Below are 20,616 nucleotides of genomic sequence, written 5' to 3'. Positions count from 1 at the left end.
AATAGCATTAAGTTATAGGGTCAGGTTGATTCCAAAGTTGATCGTCCGAGGGGTTACTGTCTCACTTTCAGGATCCCAGAATGACCAGTCATTTGCTAATACCCCTAGATTCTGCATCGTCAGGTTAAGTCTTAAGTTTTGAATTTCTAACTTATTCAATACAGATTTAGGAACGTTATACGATAGCGTCACATTCTCTAAGCGTACGAATGATTTATTGACCCAATTGGTGCCAATATTTTTAGAACCGATACGCGCATAATCATCTATTGGGTTGTCCTTTGTCCATCGTGGGAAGTCATAGTCTGACGTACGATCTGGAAAGGAATAAGTATTTGCTGCGCGTTGAAATGCACCATAATACTTTAGATAGGAATATAATACAAAAGAGAAGTCGAAATTCTTATAGGATACTTCATTACGTAGCGACCATCTAAAGCGCGGCGTCTTATAGCCTTGGAATACCTTATCCTTGTTGTTCATCACCCCATCCCCATTTTGGTCTAAATACTTGAAATCACCAGGCTGCAAACCATAAGGCTTCGCTAGGTCTGCTTCATCATATTGCCAAACGCCATCACGCTGATACGCCCAGATGCGGTCTGGATCTTGACCAATAAACCATTGATTACTTTCATCATCTGCTTCTCTAGTCTCGATCACATTACCTTTTTCATCGACAATAGAAATCATATCGCCGTATAAGGATTTAATCTTTCTACGATTGAAGGAGAAATTTCCAGAAATCTGCCATGCAAGGTCTTCGGTTTTATATGGTGTTGCATTTAATGTCAATTCGACCCCACGATTACTTAATCTTCCTAAATTGGACATCACATCACTAAATCCTGTAATATTCGGCAAGGATCGCTCCATCAATAAATCGTTCGTAGTGGCAACATAGCCTTCTAATGCTCCCGTCAATCGGTTATTGAAGAGTCCAAAGTCTAATCCGAGATTATAGGTACCGGTACGCTCCCATTTCAGGTTATAGTTGGCCATAGTTGTTACGTAAATTTGCGATGTGGTAAAGAAGTTACCCGCCGCATTTAAGTAAGGAAGTAAGCTTGACTGCATTTGCGAAAGTGCCGCATATTGTCCGATCTCTCGATTTCCATTCTCCCCCCAAGAGAAGCGTAGCTTTCCGTAATTGAACAATCCCGTATTATCAAAGAATTGCTCCTCCGAGAATACCCACCCTAGCGCAACAGCAGCAAATAAGGAACGTGGATTCTTTTTTCCAAAAGCAGAATAACCATCACGACGTACAGAACTCGTTAACAAGTATTTATCTTTATACGAATAGAATATACGCCCCATAAGCGCATCAGCGGTTTTGTAGGTATCATTGCTCTTTACCGTTGCGGTAGCACCAGCATTCATAAAGTGGTATCCAAGATTATCATTCGGCGTAAAGCCGTAAGCATAGGTGGAAGTCGACCAATATTGTCCTTTTTCGGCATTCGCCAATAAGGTTACTTCTACTTTATGGTCATCCTGAATGACTTTATTCCATCTCAAGATGTTGTCTACTTGCCAGTTGTAGGTTTTCGAAAGATTCCGATCGGCAGAGCCACCTAAGGCTGACCAGTTTTCCCCTTGCGAAGAATAGTGATTATAGTAGTTATACCAGTTGAGGTATGGGTTGAAATTTACATTGTACTCAATCCCAAAAGGTAATTTAATCTTCGCATAAACGATTGCATTTAAGTTCTGATTAAGCTGCTCGCGATTGGTATAAGCATTATCATAAAACGGATTGATCGGATCTAGACCGGTCGGACGTCTTCTGTATTTACTGGTTAAATCGTCCATATGGTTTGCGCCATACGGAGAAATCATCGTCATTTGACTCCAGTTAGCTTTTAAATAACCCTCATCGCGGGATGCAAACTGCACATTTACACCCGTTGTTAAATACGAGGTGACTTTTGATTCCACATTGACGCGTGCACGTAAGTTCTTATAACGATCGCCAACGATAATGCCTTCGCGGTCGGTATATCCAGCAGAGATATACTGCGAAACATATTCTGAGGAATTCGATACGCTGACATTGTAGTCTTGTTGAAATGCCCTTTGGAATACTAGATCATCCCATTTGGTGATGTTTCCGGCGAAGTAATTTTCAATCTCTGGCGTGCTGAAGTTCAGACGAGAGAGCCATTTCGTGGTCAGTTGATCCGCCGTAACCGCCGTTACTGGCGTCGCTTGATCATAGTTGTACCAGCTGAGTTGATCAACCTGTCCTAGTTTAGTGGGATCAACAAACATCTCTGGATATTTTTGTAAGTATTCTTCCATGACACGCCCTTCGTTATAGTCTTTACGGAAACTTAGGAATCCAGCAGGGTCTAGAATCTTTGGCTGATTTGCAGAAGAAGCAAATCCATTGCTAGCGACAACGTTAATAAGCGGCTTGCCTACCTTCCCGCGCTTGGTGGTAATCACAATGACCCCATTAGCTGATCGGGATCCGTATACGGCTGCCGAACTTGCATCTTTTAGCACATCGATTGTCGCAATATCATTTGGATTGATGTCAGACATCGCTCCATCATAGATGACATTATCAAGAACAATGAGCGGATTATTGCTAGCGGTTAGGGATCCATCGCCACGTATTCCTACGGATGATTCGGCTTTAGCATCAGTACCAATTCCTACTTGTAAACCAGCAGCATTTGAACGCAATAAATCCTGAACATTTCGAGGTGCTTGTGCCGAGAGACTTTCAGCTTTTATGCTGCTAATGGCACCGGTGAGATCTTTCTTCTTCGCTGTGCCGTAGCCAATGACAACAACCTCATCTAAATCCGATTGATTTGGCTTCAAACGAATTAACAATGAATTATTATTGTTCTCTGCAACGACAAAGTCGTTGACTACCTCTTCTTGGTAGCCCAGGTGTATGACACGAATACTGTAGCTCGCGGAGCTGGATAAGTTGCCAACTGTAAAAACACCAGCATCATCGGCAACAACCTTTTGCTTGGTTCCAGTTTTTACATTCGTAATCTCGATGGTAGATCCAGCGATCGGCTCACCATCCAAGGTGACGATCCTACCTTTTGTTGTTATCGTTCCTTGTGAATAGGCATTCAATAGGAAACTGGCGAAAACAACAATCATTAGAAAATGAAGTGTTTTTTTCATAAAATAGCTATTAACGGTTATAGATTAGGTATAGGTTGATTCTAATATGAGGTTTTGTTAAAGTCGGTCCTCCTTTCCTTTGGATATGATAATTACATCATTCTCGATCGCATAAGTGATATCCATCAAGACGGCAATATTTTTCAGCAAGGTCGCCAAGTTGTCTTTGCGATAAATACTTCCAGTGAAACTATTGGACATAATATCATCTTCGTTAACGATTATTTTGATATCAAATAGCTGCTCAATAATATTAAACACTTCCCGAGCACCGACTTTCTGGAAGCCCACATGATCGTTGGTCCATTGTAAGTTCGGTGAACTGCTCAGCTTAACAGATGTGGATTTCATATTCCAATTTGGCAGCTTACTTTTCTTATTACTAGACAGGAACCGAGTGGCAAATTCAGCATCAATAATGAGTGATTGTCCCGGATTCAAGTAGATATCGCCGGTTCGTTTTCCCGCAATATCGCGAACTAAGACTTTCCCTTCATGTAGAGAGATTTTAGCTCGATAATTTGTAGGCTGCTCTATGCTAAAGACTGTTCCTATTGCAGTTGTCGACACTTCATTGAACACCACTTGAAATGGGTGTTGCGGGTCTTTCGTGACCGTATAGCTCACCGAACCCTGCGTCTGTTTGATCTGTCGGTTCTTTATAAAATTTGTCGCATAAGAAATCTGTGCATTGGCTCTTAAGACGATACTCGATGAGTCCGGTAAGATCGCCTGGACAGGAAAAGCATGCGTATTAAATAGGGTTGTTTTTGCGGCTAATGAATACTGAGGCTGCTCCTGTTCGATTTGCGGGACTGTAAAGCACATCAACAGTACTGCGGCGGCAGCAATGCGACAAGTTCGATATAGCAAGGCATACTTGCGTCTTGGGAAATACTCCCCTTGTAGTCTGCGCTTGAAAGCATAGTCTACTGCTTCTAGATCTGCTTCTGAGACTTGGTCGAACAGGTCAATCTCATCGATAGAAATTCGATTGGCTAAAATATCATCTACTATAGCCTTAGCCTCTTCAAAAGAGCACTGATTATTTAAGAATTTATCTAGGTCAGGTCGGTTCAAGGTTCGGTTGTTTTTAAGTAAGTTCGTTTGAACCACTAAAACTACTCACTGCCATGAAAAAAATTATTGAATATGTTGATAGATGATGATTAGGCAAAGAATTTTACGCAGCTTTTTTACTGATCTATACAAATGATTCTCCACTGTACGCACAGAGATATTAAGCTCAGCAGCGATATCCTTGGTTTTGTAGCCATCGATATACGCCAGTTTAAATACGCGCTTACCAACTTCTGGGAGTTGCTCTAAAGCCTTCTCTAATTGGTCTCGAAGTTCAAAATTGAGTTCATTGAGTTGGGTTAATTCTTCAATTTTAAGTTCCTTTTTACGCTCGCGGACATAGGCCTCCTGTCTGAGCCAATCGATGAATACAAGTTTTGCTTTACGCAACAATTGGATACGTATAGGAATTTCTGGATCAACGGTCTCTCGATACGTCCAAAGTTTAATAAAAGTAATTTGTGTAAGGTCTTGGCTGGTTTCATGAGACTTACAGCGTCGGAAAAACCCAGCGTAGATTAAATCGAAATATTGGTCAAAAATTTCCTCAAAATCATGTTCATTAAGCCCGCTCATCTGAAATTTCTTGCTTCTAGGTTATTTAGGTGTATTAGCTAGATTGCAATTTAAGAAAAAATCTAATGATTTTCGCTTATGTAATCACGAAGGGATATTTACAGTATCTATTGCATCAAACTGATTAGTGTGTAAGATCCCCCTTGGCCATCATCATCAGCAATAGTTTGGAGAACACAAGATTGTACCGTACTTGTATCATCTCGCTTTCCGCGTTTAATAGATTGGCGCGCGAGCTATTGAGGTCGTAAATACTAATTTTACCGGCATCAAAGCTCTTCTGACTAATCGCAAAAGCTAAGCGCGTATTTGCTAGGGCTTCATTGCTCAAGTTTAATTGCTTCTCAAAATTCCGATAATTTAACAGATAGCTCTGCATTTCCTGTTTAAACTGCTGTTGGTTGAGTGCCAATTGCTCTGCGTTTTGCAAAATCTGATTGCTGTTCTTCTGCAGATTATGCTTCACCGCATTTCTATTGTAGATCGGAATATTCAGAGCGAGAGTGACTTGTTGAGAGAAGTTGTTCTGAAGTTGATTGACAAATGGTAGTTTCCCCATGCCTGTCGTCAAGTTATTAAAATAGAAACTTCCAACATTCACAGATAAATCGACACTTGGATACAGATTCGCACGAATTGACTTAGCATCCGCAAGCATAGCGTCATTTAAGAACTGATATTTCCGTATTAAAGGATGCTCATCCCATAGATGACTGCTTAGCTGGCTTTCTTCTTGAGGACTTAGAGATAACTGTTTAAGCAAGTACAAGCTGGTGTCAATTGCTATTTGTCTATCGTCTTCTAAATTCATCGCATGCCGCAAAGCGAGCATAGCTTTTTCTATTTCCTGCAATGCGCTAGCCTGCTTTTGAACATCGCGACTATGATTGGCTTTCGCTTCATACAGAACAGACATAGGGCTTACGCCCAAATCGGTTGATTTCTGAATTTTCTGCATCTGCAGTGCGGAAAACATCGCTGAGGAATCCACAAGACGAGCGATCTCTTGCTGCAATAACACCTGTAGAAAGCTCTGCGCCACCTGAATTCGGGTATTTCTTTTTAACAGTTCCAGGTCCTCTTTGGATGCTTTCGCTAAGGATTCTGACTTGCTAATATTGTTTTTTATACGGCCAAAGTTCAGTAGCGATAAGGAACTACCGACCCCTAGGGTACTGCTGAAATTATCATTCCGCGCATTATTACCAAAGATATCTTGAGATTGACCAAAATTACTGGAGATATTGCTGAATCCATTCAAATTAGGCAGACGTTCACTCTTGGCCATTTGAATATCGATAGCTTTGCTATCGACATCCAGTCGGGAGAGCGCCACGCTTCCATTGCGCTCAACAGCATAATCCATACATTGCTGCAGACTCCACTGCTCTTGTGCAAAGCTCGGAAAGGATTCAAGCAAAGCGCATATAAAGAAATATAGCATGACAATAAACCGCACCATAGTCTATCCGTTGTTTTGATACTTTAAAATACTTCGCAATTGATCGAGAATACGCTGTGCAAGGGTAAATTCCTCAGTCACGATATCCGCATTTCCGGTCAGCTCCTGATTGAAGTTTAGTTTCTTGTGGTAGGACGTTTCTAAGCCATTTGGAAGGGCTACTTCAACATAATACTTCGCGTCCTTATCTGGTGTCAAGGAGATCGACTGTATACGTCCTGTGACTATCCCAAATTCTTGGTACTTATAGTTGTCCAGCTTAATCAAAACACGCTGATCTTTTTGGATCTTTCCTTGGTTCTGAGCGGCAATATGCATCTGCCCGACGATAACTGCTCTATTTGTTGGTAAAATACTAAGTAAGGTTGTTCCGGCTTTAACAAACTGATTAGCTCCTAAAAACTGTAGATAGCTTACTTTCCCATCAATAGAAGCACGGATTAGGTAATTGCGTTCCCATTGGACAATAGACTTCCGTAGTTTTTCCAACATGAGAATGCTACCGGTTGCATAGTTCGATTGATCCTTCGATTTATTAATTTGAACGCCAGCTTGAATCTTCTTAAAGTTCAATATACTTTCTTCAAGTTGCGACAGCGATAATTGGGTATTCTTAAAGTTTTTGCGTTGTTCTAGGAGTCTTATTTTTTCGTTCTCCAGTTCCAAGGTTGAAATAACGCCTTGCTGTTGCAGCTGCTCTGAACGTTGATAGTTCTTTTCTGTTAATCCCATTTTTGCTTCCTCGATCGCGTATTGCTGTTTCATATTGGCAATTCTGTTCTCGTAGTCATTAATGTTCTTTCCAGCTGTGAGGCCTTCAGTATCGTATGGTCTCAATTTTGCAAACAAGAGCTCGTTTTGTACTGCTTTGGCAAAGGCCGTATAATCTTCCTGCACTTCGCCTAAGCGAAGCATCGACGTCGATGTAATCGGAAAGGAGGCTAAGCTACTCGGTTGGATGCTATCCAGCATATCCTTCAGCTTAAGCACATCAGCATAATTAGCATTGGATTGCAAGACTAGAATAGGCTCGCCCTGCTTCACTTCTTGCTGATCGGCAATAAATATCTTCTCGATTTTAGAATTTACTGCCGCTTCAATCTTTTCCGGCGGATTCTTCGAGCTAATGACAATAGCACCTTGAATAAACTCTGGATACTTGATGATACAGGCCAGCGTAAAGAATAAAACAATCAGCAGACAGATTACCGTGCTTCCCCAACGAATCAGCCAATGCGGTGGATTCTCCAACACATCATTCACCTGTTCTGAACGAAGATGAATCTGATCTAATGTATTTTTATTAGTTTCCAAGTTCTAACTGATTTTTGACTAAACGATAGTATTCGCCTTTCTTTTCTACAAGTTCGGCATGACTCCCCTCCTCGACAATGCGACCACGGTCTAAGACCACAATCTTATCAGCATTCTTTACCGTCGAAAGCCGATGAGCAATAATGACGGCTGTTTTACCTTTCAGAAATAGATTTAGATTGTCAGTGATAATCTTTTCGGTATTAGCGTCCAAGGCACTGGTGGCTTCGTCAAAGAATACGAATTTTGGCTCTTTATAAACTGCTCGAGCGATCAGCATTCTTTGCGTTTGACCGCCACTCAGCCCTAATCCTTCGTATCCGATCTTTGTATTATAGCTCAAGGGTAAGCTTTCAATAAACTCTTTAATATTAGCGACTTCAACGGCTTGCCCTAACTTGGTTTTATCGATGCTATCATCGCCCAAGGCAATATTGTGAGCGATGCTCTCATTAAATATATAGCCATCTTGCATAACAATTCCGCAGTTGGCGCGCCAAGCGTGTACAGAGATATTCTTCAAGTCACTGGGTCCAATCTTCACAGTTCCCTGATCAGCATCGTAGAACTTCGCCAAAATCTTCATTAAAGTCGTCTTTCCACTTCCACTGGCACCTACAATGGCCGTTGTCTTCTCATAAGGGATTGTTAGATTTAAGTTTTCAAAGACAGCTGTTTCTGTACCTGTATAGCGGAAAGAAACATTGTGAAGTTGTATATCAGCTGCTGGAATATCGGTGATGCGCGTTCCATCTAAGGTTTCCTCATCATCCTTTTCATGGATTTCATTCAGACGCTCCAATGCAATTTTTGCATCCTGCAATTGACGAATGAAATTAACCAGTTGAATCAATGGCGTATTTAACTGCCCGATAATATACTGTACAGACAGCATCATCCCGAGTGTAAGTTTTCCTTCAACCACGAGACTAGCGGCAATAAAGCTGATTAAAATATCTTTGAGCTGACTAATGATATTACCGCCAATCGTTTGCACCTGCTCGAGCTTTAGGGCTTTGATTTTAATGCGAAACACCTTAATCTGTATGCCCTCCCATTGCCAACGCTTGTAGTTCTCGGCATTGTTCATCTTGATCTCCTGCATGCCGTTGATGAGCTCCATCACCTGCCCTTGTTCTTCAGAGACTTGCGAAAACTGCTTGTAATCCAGTTCACGGCGTTTTTTTAGAAAGAACGTAATCCATAGCACATAGGCTATAGCACCGGATAGGAAAACAAGAAATAGCTTGTAGTTATAGATTAGCAAGACTATTCCAAAGATGACAAAGTTGATTAGAGAGAATAAAGTCTGCAAAGAACTGTTGGTCAAGAGTTGCTCTATCCTAGAATGATCGTTAATCCGCTGCATGATATCAGCCGTTACGCGGGTATCAAAGAATTTGATTGGTAAGCGCATCAGCTTGATAAAGAAGTCGGATACGATGGAGATATTGATACGTGAAGACAGGTGCAACAATATCCAAGAGCGAATAACTTCAATGCTCATTTGCCCTAAATAGAGCATTATCTGTGCAAATAGTACCAAGTAAATAAAGCTCAAGTCTTGGTTCTGAATCCCAATGTCTACAATACTCTGCGTTAGGAATGGAAAAACTAAGGCTAAGAGACTGCCGCCAATAAGTCCAATAGACAATTGAACAATAAACTTCCGGTACTTTCCTAAGTAATGTTTTAAGTATTTATAAATAGAGAATTTCTTATCGGTATTTTCTTCAACTTCATCAAAGCGCGTTGTCGTCTCTAAAACCAATACAATCCCTTCTTCCGTTTCTTCGTTTGCGCCTTTGCCAATCCATGCTTCTAAGAATTCTTCTTTATTATAAGTAATGAGTCCATAGCTGGGGTCAGAAATATAAATCTTAAAGTTATTACCACTTTTTTCGACTTTATAGACGACAACGAAATGCTGCTTTCTCCAGAACACAACACAAGGCATTGGTACATCTTCAAAAAGCGTATTAAGGTCAATTTTTACGGCTAAAGTTTTGAACCCGATGGCTTCTGCGGCACGACTGAGACCCATTAAACTGGAGCCCTCACGTGTCGTTTCCGACAAATCGCGAAGCATCTGCAAAGAGATAGACTTTCCATAATGCTTGCTGATAATGCGCAAGCAGGTTGGCCCACAGTCCTTGGCGTCGGGTTGCTTATAGAATGGAAACTTAGCCATGGGATGCTTGCTTTATAACATCCTCCATTTGGTAATATGAGATTGCCTCTTCCTTGAGTGGATTCTTGGTCCAATCTTCCCACTGATTACTATAGGGATCATAACCACATTTCAACGGTTTGGAGGTATCTCTACCGGAAGAATCGATATGTGTCCGCTCTGTAAATGCCCGACAGTCTGTACAGATATGTCTAAATTCGCAATCTTGGCAGACAGCTATTTGATCTTTGTTGATAAACCAGTCTTTGCGGAATTCAGCATTACTCAGAATGCTTGCTAAAGATGTCGAATGGAAATGACCGTAGTTCGCCTTCATGGACGGGCAATTCTTGATATGCCCTTCTTGATCTATGGCGAGCTTACGATTTAAACAGGTATTATGAAGCTGGCTTTCTGAAAACAGCTCAATGCTTGTACTGAAGTAAGAAGGTTGAATAACTCCACATTGCAGACATGAATCCAATTTACTTTGACTGTAGATAATCGTCGCGGTATCTCTCATCAGTTTGACTTGTCTATTCTCCTTCGCACTGTGCAGTAGAATGGTGTTTATACGAAAGTCATCTTCCATGATGTGTTGCCATTCTTTTTCCGAAACAGCGGGGTTATCATGCAAAATAAGCTTGATCGAAAGCACAGTGCTATATTTAAACATCGCCAATAACTCCTTTAACTGTTCCAGTGGGATGATCTCATAGCTTCGAATCTCCACGGCTTGCAGATGGAGAGCGAGTAAGTCCTGCACAAAAGGTACCTGAAAATCCATTCCGACTTTGATCTCGAAAATAACATTCGTGATCTCTGTGAACGCATCCCATGTTAAAGATAAGGGCGTCATCTCTTTCCATATTTTATCGTCCAAAAAGCCCATATCCTGCTTGATGACAAACTTAATATAGCTTTGGATAATGCTTTTGTTGTCAATTCCAAAGGCTTCATAGGTTTCATCGATGGAATGATCAGCCAGATATTCCAATACTTCAGCCATATCATTTGGAATATGATAGTATTTACGAAGCTGCAGATCACAGATTAGCGACATACTGGCTCCTTTGACCAGCTTACAATTGGCGAAAAGGTGTAAGTATTCCATGTTATAGTTTAGACACAGGTTTATAATAACCAATCACGCGATAGCCTTTGGAATTAATACCTTTTGCTTCTTCGAGCTTTAATGGAGTTTTATCGATATCCATGGTATCGCTTTCTAGGAAATAGATGGATAAGGGTAGCCCTTCCATCTTCTTCAATTTTCTTTTGACGAATCTATGCTTCATGGGAAATCTTCGTTTTAAAGGCTAAAGCCATCTCGCGTTCGAGGTAATAATTACATGGATGCGATACCATACCAAATTGACCTTCTGGGTTTACTTCTAAGAATACGTATTCGCCTTCGGGAGTTAATATTAAATCGATAGATCCGGTATTAAATCCTAAGCATTCCATCAGGTTCTTTAATTTATGCTCCATATGACTTGGCAATTGGAATGGAACTGTGCGATTTGGACGCTTATTATCGTAATTACGAAAATCCGTCTTCGTATTCTTATTGTTTTGCGAATAGATCGCCATGGAATAGCATTTTCCATAGAGGTAAAAGACACGGATTTCCATCTTCTTCTCAATGGCCTGCTGAACGAGCGACGGAAAAAAACGATCCGGTACATATTTCAAGGTTTTCTCCTCTACAATTTTGGAGAGCATATTAAAGTGCGATTCTGCTGTATCTTCAAGAAAGATTACCTCACTCAGGGGTTTAATAATCAGTTTAGGGTACTTGTTCAAAAAGCCTTCTAGCGCAGATTTAGAAGTCATCACCTCCGTTTCGGGGATTTGAATACCGTTTTCTTTCGCTAGCTGTAATACATGCAGCTTATTAATGCGATTAAATACAAAGGGATTATTGACCCATTTATTCAAATCTATTTTCTCCGTGATGTAGAAAAAGAGAGCTTTGAACTCCGCATTTAGGAAATCACTTAAGGCCTTTTTATTTTCAAAATGCTCTTCCCGAAAGCTGTAATTTACGTTGGGAAAGCGATGTATACGGCGTCTATACCATACTAAACTAAAATCTTCGTTCTGCGGTAATTCACTCAGGCTGTTTACTGTAAACAAATCCTCTCCATTCATTCGAAGGTATGGAATGGCATAATATGCCAACCACTTACAGAGATAGTCTGTAGAGGTCTCAAAACTAGCTTGACTTAAGATTAATACTTTACTCATCATTCCAATTATATAGGGCCTTCCCTAAAGTCATCCAACCGGATGCTCTAGCATGTGAAAATAGAATAATCGGAAATGAAAAAAAGTGGTCTTAAATATGCGTGCTATAACGCAATCAATATTCGCTGCGATTCAACGAATATTCGTTTGCAAAATAAAGACAAATGCCTTCCATCATTGAGTTGGAAGGCATATCATGCGAATTCTATAGTGTCGAGAAAACTACTACCCTTAGTTATCGTTGAAATGATCACAATAGAGTTTATCACCCGCATGCGTTGGTCGATGAGCGCTTGTACTTTCAGAATTGTCGTTTAGTACATTTTCTGAAAAGTCGATAAAGATACCTGCCGCTCCTTTAATATTCTCAGTATTTTGAATTCTATTCGCTTGCAAGTTTTGAAGTGATTTCATGTTTATTTGATTGACTTTTGAAAAGAAGATGATTTATAAAAATAATGGGGCTGTCTAAAAAGGTCTCTTAAAGAAAGAACCCCGTCATTAAAAAATGGCGGGGTTTTTCTGTTTTTTTGTCCTTAAGATTTTGTATCTTAAGGTGCACCCAAAAAAACAATATGGCAAACATACAATTCAAAGCGCTTCCATCCAATAGTCCGAGTCTATTTCCTGAGAATATTTTAGATCGTATTCCAATGAACCATCGGGTTCGGTTGGTGAGTCAGGTTGTTGATCAGTTGGATCTAGATCATATTATCCGTCAGTATAAAGGCGGAGGCACCACTAGTTTTCACCCTAGAATGCTCATTAAGGTGCTGTTCTACGCCTATTTAAGCAATATCTATTCTTGCCGAAAAATTGAGCGCGCCTTACAAGAGAATATCCATTTCATGTGGCTTTCGGGCAATAGCACACCTGATTATCGTACGATCAATTATTTCAGAGGAAAGCGTCTTAAAGGACAGATACAAGAGCTGTTTGCAAGTATCGTTCGTATGCTGCATGATATGGAGTATGTTAGCCTGAAAGTTCAATATGTTGATGGCACCAAGATCGAGTCGGTCGCTGGTCGTTATACGTTCGTTTGGAAGAAATCGGTCGAGAAGAATAAGGTAAAGCTAGAAGCAAACATTGCTTCGGTTCTTTCGGAAATCGAGGCTCAGATCGCCCAAGACCAATCTTCATTAGGGCATCAAGAAGTTAGCAAGGCCATTGATAGCAGTCGGTTGAAGGAAAAGATCGAAGCGATCAATGCCAAGTTCAAAGGAGCCAATAAATCTACTGATAAGCAGCTTAAGAAACTTGAAGAGGACTATTTGCCTCGACTAGAGAAATATGAAGAGCAACTGGAAGTACTGGGAGATCGCAATAGTTATAGCAAGACCGATACCGATGCTGTGTTTATGCGAATGAAAGAGGACCACATGAAGAATGGCCAGCTTAAGCCAGCCTATAATACCCAAATCAGCACCGAAGATCAGTTCATCACCCATTACAGCATCCATCAAACAACTGCCGACACCACAACCCTGCCGGAACATTTGGAAGGCTTTGAGTCCCATTACGGAAAACAAAGCGAACAGCTTGTAGCAGACGCCGGTTATGGTAGTGAACAGAACTATGAATTGATGGAAAAACAGGGCATAACTGCCTTTGTCAAGTACAATTACTTTCATGTGGAACAGAAGCGCAAGCATAAACAGGATCCTTTCTCGGTACAGAATCTGTATTACAACCAGCAAGATGACTATTATGTATGTCCGGCCGGACAGAAGCTCAGCTATATCGGTCATGCAACCAGAGTTAGTACCAATGGATATACTGCCCGGGTAAGCTGTTATCAGGCTCAGCGATGCGAAGGCTGCCCAATGCGCAGTGGGTGCCATAAAGCAAAAGGCAATCGTATTATTGAAGTGAACCACAGGCTTGATCAGCTCAAGGCTAAAGCCCGAAAAAGACTGCTATCAGAAGAGGGAATGTACCATCGAAGCAAGCGACCCATAGAAGTGGAAGCTGTTTTCGGTCAGATGAAAAGCAACAACAAGTTTACCCGGTTCACGATGAAAGGACTGGAGAAAGTCGCTGTAGAGTTCGGTTTGATGGCCATTGCTCATAACCTCAGAAAATGGGCAAAAAAGTGGGCAAACGATGTCTTGTTTCGAAATGGTTATAGCGATAAAACACTATATACGATAAAAATTGGAGTCAGGAGCGTTAAAACCACAAAATATAGACTTACTGCTTAAAACTCAAAAATGAAAACAGTAATGGAATCGCAAAAGCTATAAAACAGAAGAAGGTGCCTTTTTAGACACCTTCATTTTCAATAGCGTTCAAATAATCGATAACGATTAATCTAACGTATGATCACAAGAATAGTGCTCTTGGAATTTTCCTTTTGTAGGTCTGTGCTCCGTTGTTGGAACTCCTTCGCCACCACCAACTTCTACTGAGAAATCTACGTAGATTCCTGCTCCACCTTTTACTTGTTCTGCGTTAGCTAATTTATTAGCGTTTAATTTTTCTAACTTTTTCATGGGGTTTATATTTTTTGTGTGAATATTAATTGAATTGAAATTATGGTCTAGTACAGCCATCAGTAATATGATCTGGAATACTGTTATCAACAAATAACTCATTCGAGCTACTTTGCGTTGGTTGAACACCCGTATCTATTCCAATTGGGCTGATACGTCCGCCAAGAAGGCCACCTTTCACTTGGTTTGTATTTACCAATTTGTTTTGTTTCAGTTTTTCTAACTTTTTCATGGTTTATATTTTTAGTGTAATTTTAGTCTTAAGATGGAACTCTATCTCTCCATTGATCCGCTCTCACTTGTCCCGTTGAACGATCTTGTGTCCGATCAATACCACCTGTAATCGTGTCGCCATCAACAGCTAAGTCGGATGAAAGACTAAATTGTCCTCCCTTAATTTCCGCAATCTTGGAAATTACCTTGTCTTCAATTTTCTTTAACTTTCTCATACAAGTTTGATTTGTTGATTTAAATATCAGAGAATATTTTTAAGATTTTGGGGTAAATCTAGATTCAGCAAGGGCGCAATCAATAAGCGTTATGCTTCTGAAAATATTCGTTATTTAAAGCAATGTATTGCTAAAGTTTTTATGTCTTTGACCAGTGAAGCGCACCATTAGATATTGTGATTTAACCGAACAGCGAACCAATGCGGCTACTTATTAAATTTTCTTCCTAATGCAAGTTGAAGACAATTTGACGCCTACCCGATAACGAATGGCTAAATCATAAATCAAACAAGAAACGCATCCCTAGAGATGCGTTAAGATATGAACTGATTGTACTTGATTTTTTTAGGTTAAGCGTTCGATAAACTGCATAATGGCATCTCTCTTCCGATTGGAAACAGGTACTTTCTTTCCGTCTTTCATCTCTAATTGCCCATCTTTATAATACTTATGTATAAAATGCGAATTGATAAGATATGATTGATGACAGCGTATAAATTGATCAGGCGGCAACATGGCTTCAAAATGCTTAATCACTTTGGAAACCATCAGACTTACACCATCCTTTAAATTAAAGGTTGTATAGCCCTTATCGCTATAACAGTAAAGAATATCCTCAACATTGACAATCTGTGTAAATTCAAAGGTACGTAGGGCTATTTTCTTAGGTATAGCAGGGTGTTTCAAATGATTTTCGGCAATCTTCAACTGTAGCTGATTAAATTTAAAATCGGAGGTCTTCTTATAACATTGTTCAATTTTCTCTAGCAGGAGCTTTGGATCGATAGGTTTAGTCAAATATCCTATGGCACCAAGGTTAAGTGCTTCCATGGCATATTGGTTAAAAGCCGTAATAAAGATGATATTTGTATCTAAATTTAGCTTTGAAAGCAGTTCTAAACTAATGCCATCTTTCAATTGGATATCCGAAAGAATCAAGTCTGGCATGACTTTCGGGATTTCTATCTGCGCTTTTTTAATAGAGGCCGATGTGCCAACAAGATCGACATAAGGAATTTCATCTAAAATTGTCTGAATATAACGGAGGATATTCTCCTCATCTTCGAGCACATAAATCTTTAACATAGCTTAATCAAAATACAAGGTTAGTGGTAGATAAATTTCAACTTTATAGCCCGTTCCATCCGGATTAAAGTGGGGATAAATTTTGAGTCCAGCGATTTCGGGATCTCGTCCATAGAGCAATTCAATGCGCTCCTGTGTAATCACTTGGGAAAGGGATTCCTTCTCACCACTTTTAGTCGAGAATCCTACTCCTCCTTTTCCATTGTCGACAATCTTAATACGCAACGTTTTGTTATCCTGAACAAATTCCACGGTTAGTCGTCCTTGCTGCTCGAGATTCATCAGGCCATGTTCGATTGCGTTCTCAACAAAGGGCTGGATTAACATAGGCGGAATCAGGATATTGTCTATTTCTAGATCTCCGGTTTCAACTTTAAAGTCAAATGAATGACTAAAGCGCATCTGCTGAAGATTTACATAGTTCTCCAAGCTTCGAATCTCCTTATCTATCGGAATAAAATCCTTGCGATTAAGCTCCAGCATATCACGTATTACCTTAGTTAAGGTGACCAAGTATTGATTTGCTTCCTGCTTCCGATCGGTGCTGATTAACCCCTGTAGATTGGCAATGGAGTTATAGATGAAATGGGGATTCAGTTGATTCTGCCTATTCTTTTGTTCAAGAAGTAGCTGCTTATTGGATAAGCGTAAGCGCTCATGCTCTGCTTTAAAGAGCTTCTGTTTATAGGAATTAAACACGAAGTAGGCAACAAAGGCTGCAAGAACAAGGAATATGATAAATGTCCAACGTTGTTGAATGATCAATTTATCGTTTAGGTCATTATTAGCCTGTAAGGCTGAAATCGCTTCATCCTTTTTTTCGGCATCATAGCGGGCGGTTAGCTCGGCAATTGCGGTCTTTTGAATGGTCTCCGTTGATTTTCTAAAGGTATTAATCTCCTTACGTCCATATTCATACGCACGTTTAAAATCACCCTTCATCGCATAAGCTTCACCAAGAACATAATAGATCCCGTCTAGATCTTTCGTATTTGCCTGCGAAAGAGAATCCAGTTGGAAACCTTCCTTTATGTATTTGATGGCCGAATCGGGTTGATTATTGACTAAAAAGAGATTTGAAAAATTATAATATCGTTTGAGATTGGTATAGTTTTTTGTCTCCGATGCATATTGAAAAAATATACGCGCTTTATCTAGCGCTTCTTGTTTTTTCCCATTCGTCAAGAGCCATTGCGCTTCAAAATCATAGGAACGCATCAAGGCGAGGGTATCATTTAGCTCAATCGCCAAGGATTGACAACTATCAAGAAAATCTTTTGTCCCTGGATTTCCCGGTAGATTTAAAGACAACATAAAACGTATATCGTAATAAACTTGGCGGTACCGAGGATGGCCTGCATAAGGATAGCCGCTCTTATAAAGCTCCATGTATTTCAATGAGTTCTCTGAATCATTATTGGTATAATAACTCATTGCTATTAAATTGTCCAATCGATAAATAAATACGGATTTTAATTTCTCCGCTTCATTTCTTGCTTTGATCATCGCCCCCAAGACTTCAGAAGAATTAATATCCATATAGCTTGATTTGCTTTTCAACAACAAGGCTTGTTTTAGCACCCATTCGTCTGGTTTGCTTTTAGGAATATCAATTGATTCTACCTTTCTTAGCAATGAATCATTCTTAAAACCATAGTAGTACTTACTCGCTTTTGAGGTCCAATAATAGATATTGTTTTCATAGCCCTCTGTTTTCTCGTAGGCTTTAATTAATGAATCATTTACAGCTTTATTCTCCACTTCAGAGCGTATCATGGCCTTCAAAAGTGTTTGTTTGGCAATGCTATCTAATTGCGCGTCACTACTTACTTCCTCGATACTTGTTTGTTTCGAATTGCAACTGTACAGGCTTAGTAAAAAAAAAGTAAATGCAAGGCATGTCCAAAACACGTTTGAACATCTAGTTTTAGGTTTCACTATCCGATTTACTTTCATAATTATAAAAATGATTTTTTATAATCACTAATTAGGGTTAATTCAATATTCGTTCAGTTTAAGCCAATATTCGATTGATTTTGATCAATAATTCCCTATTTATTTTTTGGGATATACCGCAACAATAAACTTGATAGCAGGCTACTGATATTAGGATTACGACATAAAAATGCCCCAGTTAGTGCTGGGGCAAATATATTTAAAATATTAAAATACTTTGATGTTCTAGAATTGAAAATATTACATGTTAAAACATCCAAACTTTGAACTAATCAGAACTTTCGTTTCATGAGATCCCATGTCCAAGCAAGAGCCTGCTGGAATACTCTGAAGTCAATTTGATGCCTTTGCTATTTAGATACTGTAAGTAACTATTAGCAATTTTTGTGTTCATATGCGTACCTAGAAGTTTCTTATTGATTTCCAGAAAGGTATATTGCTTAAACAATTCTGGCTCTGCTTGCGCCGCCACACGTGGTGCATGAATGGTACAGTTGTTAAACACCGTGCCTAAGCTAGACTGCACATCGAACTTAACTTGTTCTGCTTTATTTACTTGTGGAGCAAGCTGACATCGATCCAAAAACAAGGCGCCATGAAGCTTAGCTTCTGCCCCAAGATCAATTTTGGAGAGCAGGGAGTTTCTAAGCGTCAACTGTAAAGGCACTGCATCCACTGCAATCTGCAATTCTTTTGCCTGCGACAGGTTAAAGTCTATAAACAAGGAATGCGCATCAGCCTGCTGGTCGTTATTCGACAGCATGCTGAAATGGTAGGGATTGGACGTATTATTTAAGCTTCCTCCGTCTAATAAATCGACATGATCAATTTTCACTTGCACATTGGCATCGAAGAGACTTCCATCAAATGAACCAACCTTATCGGTAAAGAAGCCTTGTGGTTTAACAAGGTGGAAACCCTTAACACCGCTCACATGTCCGCGACACATTACATTTCTGAATTCTATATAAGAAGGGAAGATCACGCGTTCATCATGGTCCATCTTTGCGAATTTTGGAAAGTGGATCAAATGTATCTCTGCATTTTTATTGACAGACGAGGTGTCTATGATTACATTCTCGACGATAATAGTCTTCCCTAGCACAATAGGATAATGGTAATTGAAGTTCGATGGCGTCAACTCCAATAGTGCTACAGAGGAAGGATAAGTCGGTTTGAACAGAATATTATTGACACGAATATCACCATCCCATTTAGAACCGAAATCTTGTCGAAAATTGATGATATTTCTTCCTTCAACGGTACAATCTCTGACGGTCAAGTTTCCACCACCAGTAACCGATATGCCACGATGACCAATATGAGTATTTAAGATACGTAGATTCCAGCAATGAAAATGCACATCAACACGATTTAAACGACATAGATCAATGGTGAAGTTCTTATTCATATTGGTTCCGAAGACGCCCCAATGCACCTTCCCACCCTCCGCCGTCACATTGCGAAAAGTACCATTCAATATACGATCACCTGATATTCCGTAGGTTCCCGCTGGTACATCGCGCTCTGTACCTTCCCGATCTTGCTCATATGGAATCAGCTTGATATCCTCGAGGCGTACCTCATATACCTTGTGGAAATTATAAAAGCCTGTTCTCGCATTAGGGGCATTATCTACTGCGCCATCTGCAAGGCGTACAATCTGCTTAGAAACAATTGTTCTACTGCGTCGAATGGCAATTCCATTCTTTGTATATCCTTTTCCTGAGCTATTTCCAGAAAGCACAAAACAACCTCCTGTGACCGTTAGGTAGCTGTCCTCTACAGGGATTATTTCAAAGCTGCTAAAGTCTTTAAAAGTATAGGCGATATCACCTACCACCTTTCCATGATCTTCAATAAAAAAGAGCTCTTGCTTCGCCCATGATTGCCCGTCAAATTTAGCACCCGCACGATAGCCTACGCGATCGTTTTTATCTTCAACATAGATAAGATTGCCGCGAAATTGATTCAACTCAGCAATCTCCGTTACTCCGGGGATTAACTTAGCAAGGATATTTCTTTTGTCGCTTTCACTAAGCTGATGATTTTTGATAGGTGCTTTGGATACAATATTAAACTTGAAGGCTTTCGGTGTATTATGTTGCTCATCGATATAAAATACAGAGGCACCCCACTCCACGGACGTTTGAATATTGATATCATTTGATTCTTTAATCCAATATTCACCATGTCTATTAATAACCGGAAGACTATACATATTCGCATATTCATGCGTGGCTTTTATCGCGATACCATCGTCGAAGTTCCCATCTGATTTAGTCCCAAACATCTTATAATTCAAGGCCTCATGTACGAACAATTCCGCAACTAGTCCATTGCCAAGCAAATGATTGCCGGGACTATCTACTCGTTGATCACGTAGTATATAATGGGCTCCACCCCCATCGTTTTCGCTGTAATAACCCAACGTACGGTAGATATCGCCAACACTCGCTTTCTTTTGTAAAATTAAATCTGCTACTGTAGCGACATTCTTCACCGTAAGATCGGCAGCCCCTTTGATTGATACCTCGCCCTTGGCAACTGTACTTATCCCGGCAATTAAGGCGCCTGCACCTAGGCTTTTTATTAAATTTCTTCTAGAATTCATTGACATAA

Annotated in this window: 16 protein-coding genes and 1 pseudogene; 1 reads left to right on the top strand and 16 read right to left on the bottom strand. The window is 40.0% G+C overall.

Annotation, left to right across the window (positions count from 1 at the left end):
- Positions 1 to 12: 12 nt before the first annotated feature.
- The 10 genes from GFH32_RS08395 to GFH32_RS08350 form a co-directional block, all read right to left on the bottom strand.
- On the bottom strand, positions 13 to 3,156 hold the full coding sequence (locus GFH32_RS08395; protein WP_153511090.1) for a SusC/RagA family TonB-linked outer membrane protein: 3,144 nt from the start codon (positions 3,154 to 3,156) through the stop codon (positions 13 to 15).
- A gap of 57 nt (positions 3,157 to 3,213) precedes the next feature.
- Complete coding sequence (locus GFH32_RS08390; RefSeq protein WP_153511088.1) at positions 3,214 to 4,236, bottom strand: FecR family protein; 1,023 nt, start codon at positions 4,234 to 4,236, stop codon at positions 3,214 to 3,216.
- Positions 4,237 to 4,299: 63 nt separating this feature from the next.
- Positions 4,300 to 4,812 (bottom strand): RNA polymerase sigma factor, encoded by a 513-nt coding sequence (locus tag GFH32_RS08385; protein ID WP_153511086.1) that lies wholly within the window; start codon positions 4,810 to 4,812, stop codon positions 4,300 to 4,302.
- A gap of 124 nt (positions 4,813 to 4,936) precedes the next feature.
- Positions 4,937 to 6,274, bottom strand: coding sequence for a TolC family protein (locus GFH32_RS08380; RefSeq protein WP_153511084.1), 1,338 nt, complete (start codon positions 6,272 to 6,274; stop codon positions 4,937 to 4,939).
- Positions 6,275 to 6,277: 3 nt separating this feature from the next.
- A complete protein-coding gene (locus tag GFH32_RS08375; RefSeq protein WP_153511082.1) occupies positions 6,278 to 7,588 on the bottom strand; it encodes an HlyD family secretion protein in 1,311 nt (436 codons plus the stop codon).
- A complete protein-coding gene (locus GFH32_RS08370; protein ID WP_153511080.1) occupies positions 7,578 to 9,779 on the bottom strand; it encodes a peptidase domain-containing ABC transporter in 2,202 nt (733 codons plus the stop codon). The genes GFH32_RS08375 and GFH32_RS08370 overlap by 11 nt, the downstream gene beginning before the upstream one ends.
- A complete protein-coding gene (gene gwsS / locus GFH32_RS08365; RefSeq protein WP_153511078.1) occupies positions 9,772 to 10,872 on the bottom strand; it encodes a grasp-with-spasm system SPASM domain peptide maturase in 1,101 nt (366 codons plus the stop codon). The genes GFH32_RS08370 and gwsS overlap by 8 nt, the downstream gene beginning before the upstream one ends.
- Position 10,873: 1 nt before the next feature.
- A complete protein-coding gene (locus GFH32_RS08360; RefSeq protein ID WP_153511076.1) occupies positions 10,874 to 11,056 on the bottom strand; it encodes a hypothetical protein in 183 nt (60 codons plus the stop codon).
- A complete protein-coding gene (gwsG, locus tag GFH32_RS08355; protein WP_153511074.1) occupies positions 11,046 to 12,011 on the bottom strand; it encodes a grasp-with-spasm system ATP-grasp peptide maturase in 966 nt (321 codons plus the stop codon). The genes GFH32_RS08360 and gwsG overlap by 11 nt, the downstream gene beginning before the upstream one ends.
- Positions 12,012 to 12,239: 228 nt before the next feature.
- On the bottom strand, positions 12,240 to 12,422 hold the full coding sequence (locus GFH32_RS08350) for a hypothetical protein (protein WP_153511072.1): 183 nt from the start codon (positions 12,420 to 12,422) through the stop codon (positions 12,240 to 12,242).
- Positions 12,423 to 12,583: 161 nt separating this feature from the next.
- Between GFH32_RS08350 and GFH32_RS08345 the strand changes: the two are divergent.
- Positions 12,584 to 14,104 (top strand): annotated as a pseudogene (locus GFH32_RS08345) (IS1182 family transposase); the annotation flags it as partial.
- A gap of 213 nt (positions 14,105 to 14,317) precedes the next feature.
- On the opposite strand, the gene GFH32_RS08340 reads toward GFH32_RS08345, so the two are convergent.
- The 6 genes from GFH32_RS08340 to GFH32_RS08315 all read right to left on the bottom strand — a co-directional run bounded on the left by GFH32_RS08340 (position 14,318) and on the right by GFH32_RS08315 (position 20,608).
- Complete coding sequence (locus GFH32_RS08340; protein ID WP_153511070.1) at positions 14,318 to 14,503, bottom strand: hypothetical protein; 186 nt, start codon at positions 14,501 to 14,503, stop codon at positions 14,318 to 14,320.
- 40 nt (positions 14,504 to 14,543) lie between these two features.
- Positions 14,544 to 14,735 (bottom strand): hypothetical protein, encoded by a 192-nt coding sequence (locus GFH32_RS08335; RefSeq protein WP_153511068.1) that lies wholly within the window; start codon positions 14,733 to 14,735, stop codon positions 14,544 to 14,546.
- Between the two features lie 28 nt (positions 14,736 to 14,763).
- The gene (locus GFH32_RS08330; RefSeq protein WP_153511066.1) at positions 14,764 to 14,952 is read right to left on the bottom strand and encodes a hypothetical protein; all 189 of its coding nucleotides are present in this window, start codon (positions 14,950 to 14,952) and stop codon (positions 14,764 to 14,766) included.
- 345 nt (positions 14,953 to 15,297) lie between these two features.
- Complete coding sequence (locus GFH32_RS08325; protein WP_153511064.1) at positions 15,298 to 16,038, bottom strand: LytR/AlgR family response regulator transcription factor; 741 nt, start codon at positions 16,036 to 16,038, stop codon at positions 15,298 to 15,300.
- 3 nt (positions 16,039 to 16,041) lie between these two features.
- Entirely contained in the window at positions 16,042 to 17,814 is a 1,773-nt protein-coding gene (locus GFH32_RS08320; RefSeq protein ID WP_160366920.1) for a sensor histidine kinase, read from the bottom strand.
- Between the two features lie 466 nt (positions 17,815 to 18,280).
- Complete coding sequence (locus GFH32_RS08315) at positions 18,281 to 20,608, bottom strand: hypothetical protein (RefSeq protein ID WP_153511060.1); 2,328 nt, start codon at positions 20,606 to 20,608, stop codon at positions 18,281 to 18,283.
- Positions 20,609 to 20,616: the final 8 nt, after the last annotated feature.

The organism is Sphingobacteruim zhuxiongii (genome assembly GCF_009557615.1).
Classification (GTDB): domain Bacteria; phylum Bacteroidota; class Bacteroidia; order Sphingobacteriales; family Sphingobacteriaceae; genus Sphingobacterium; species Sphingobacterium zhuxiongii.
This window is presented reverse-complemented; position numbering and strand designations above follow the sequence as displayed.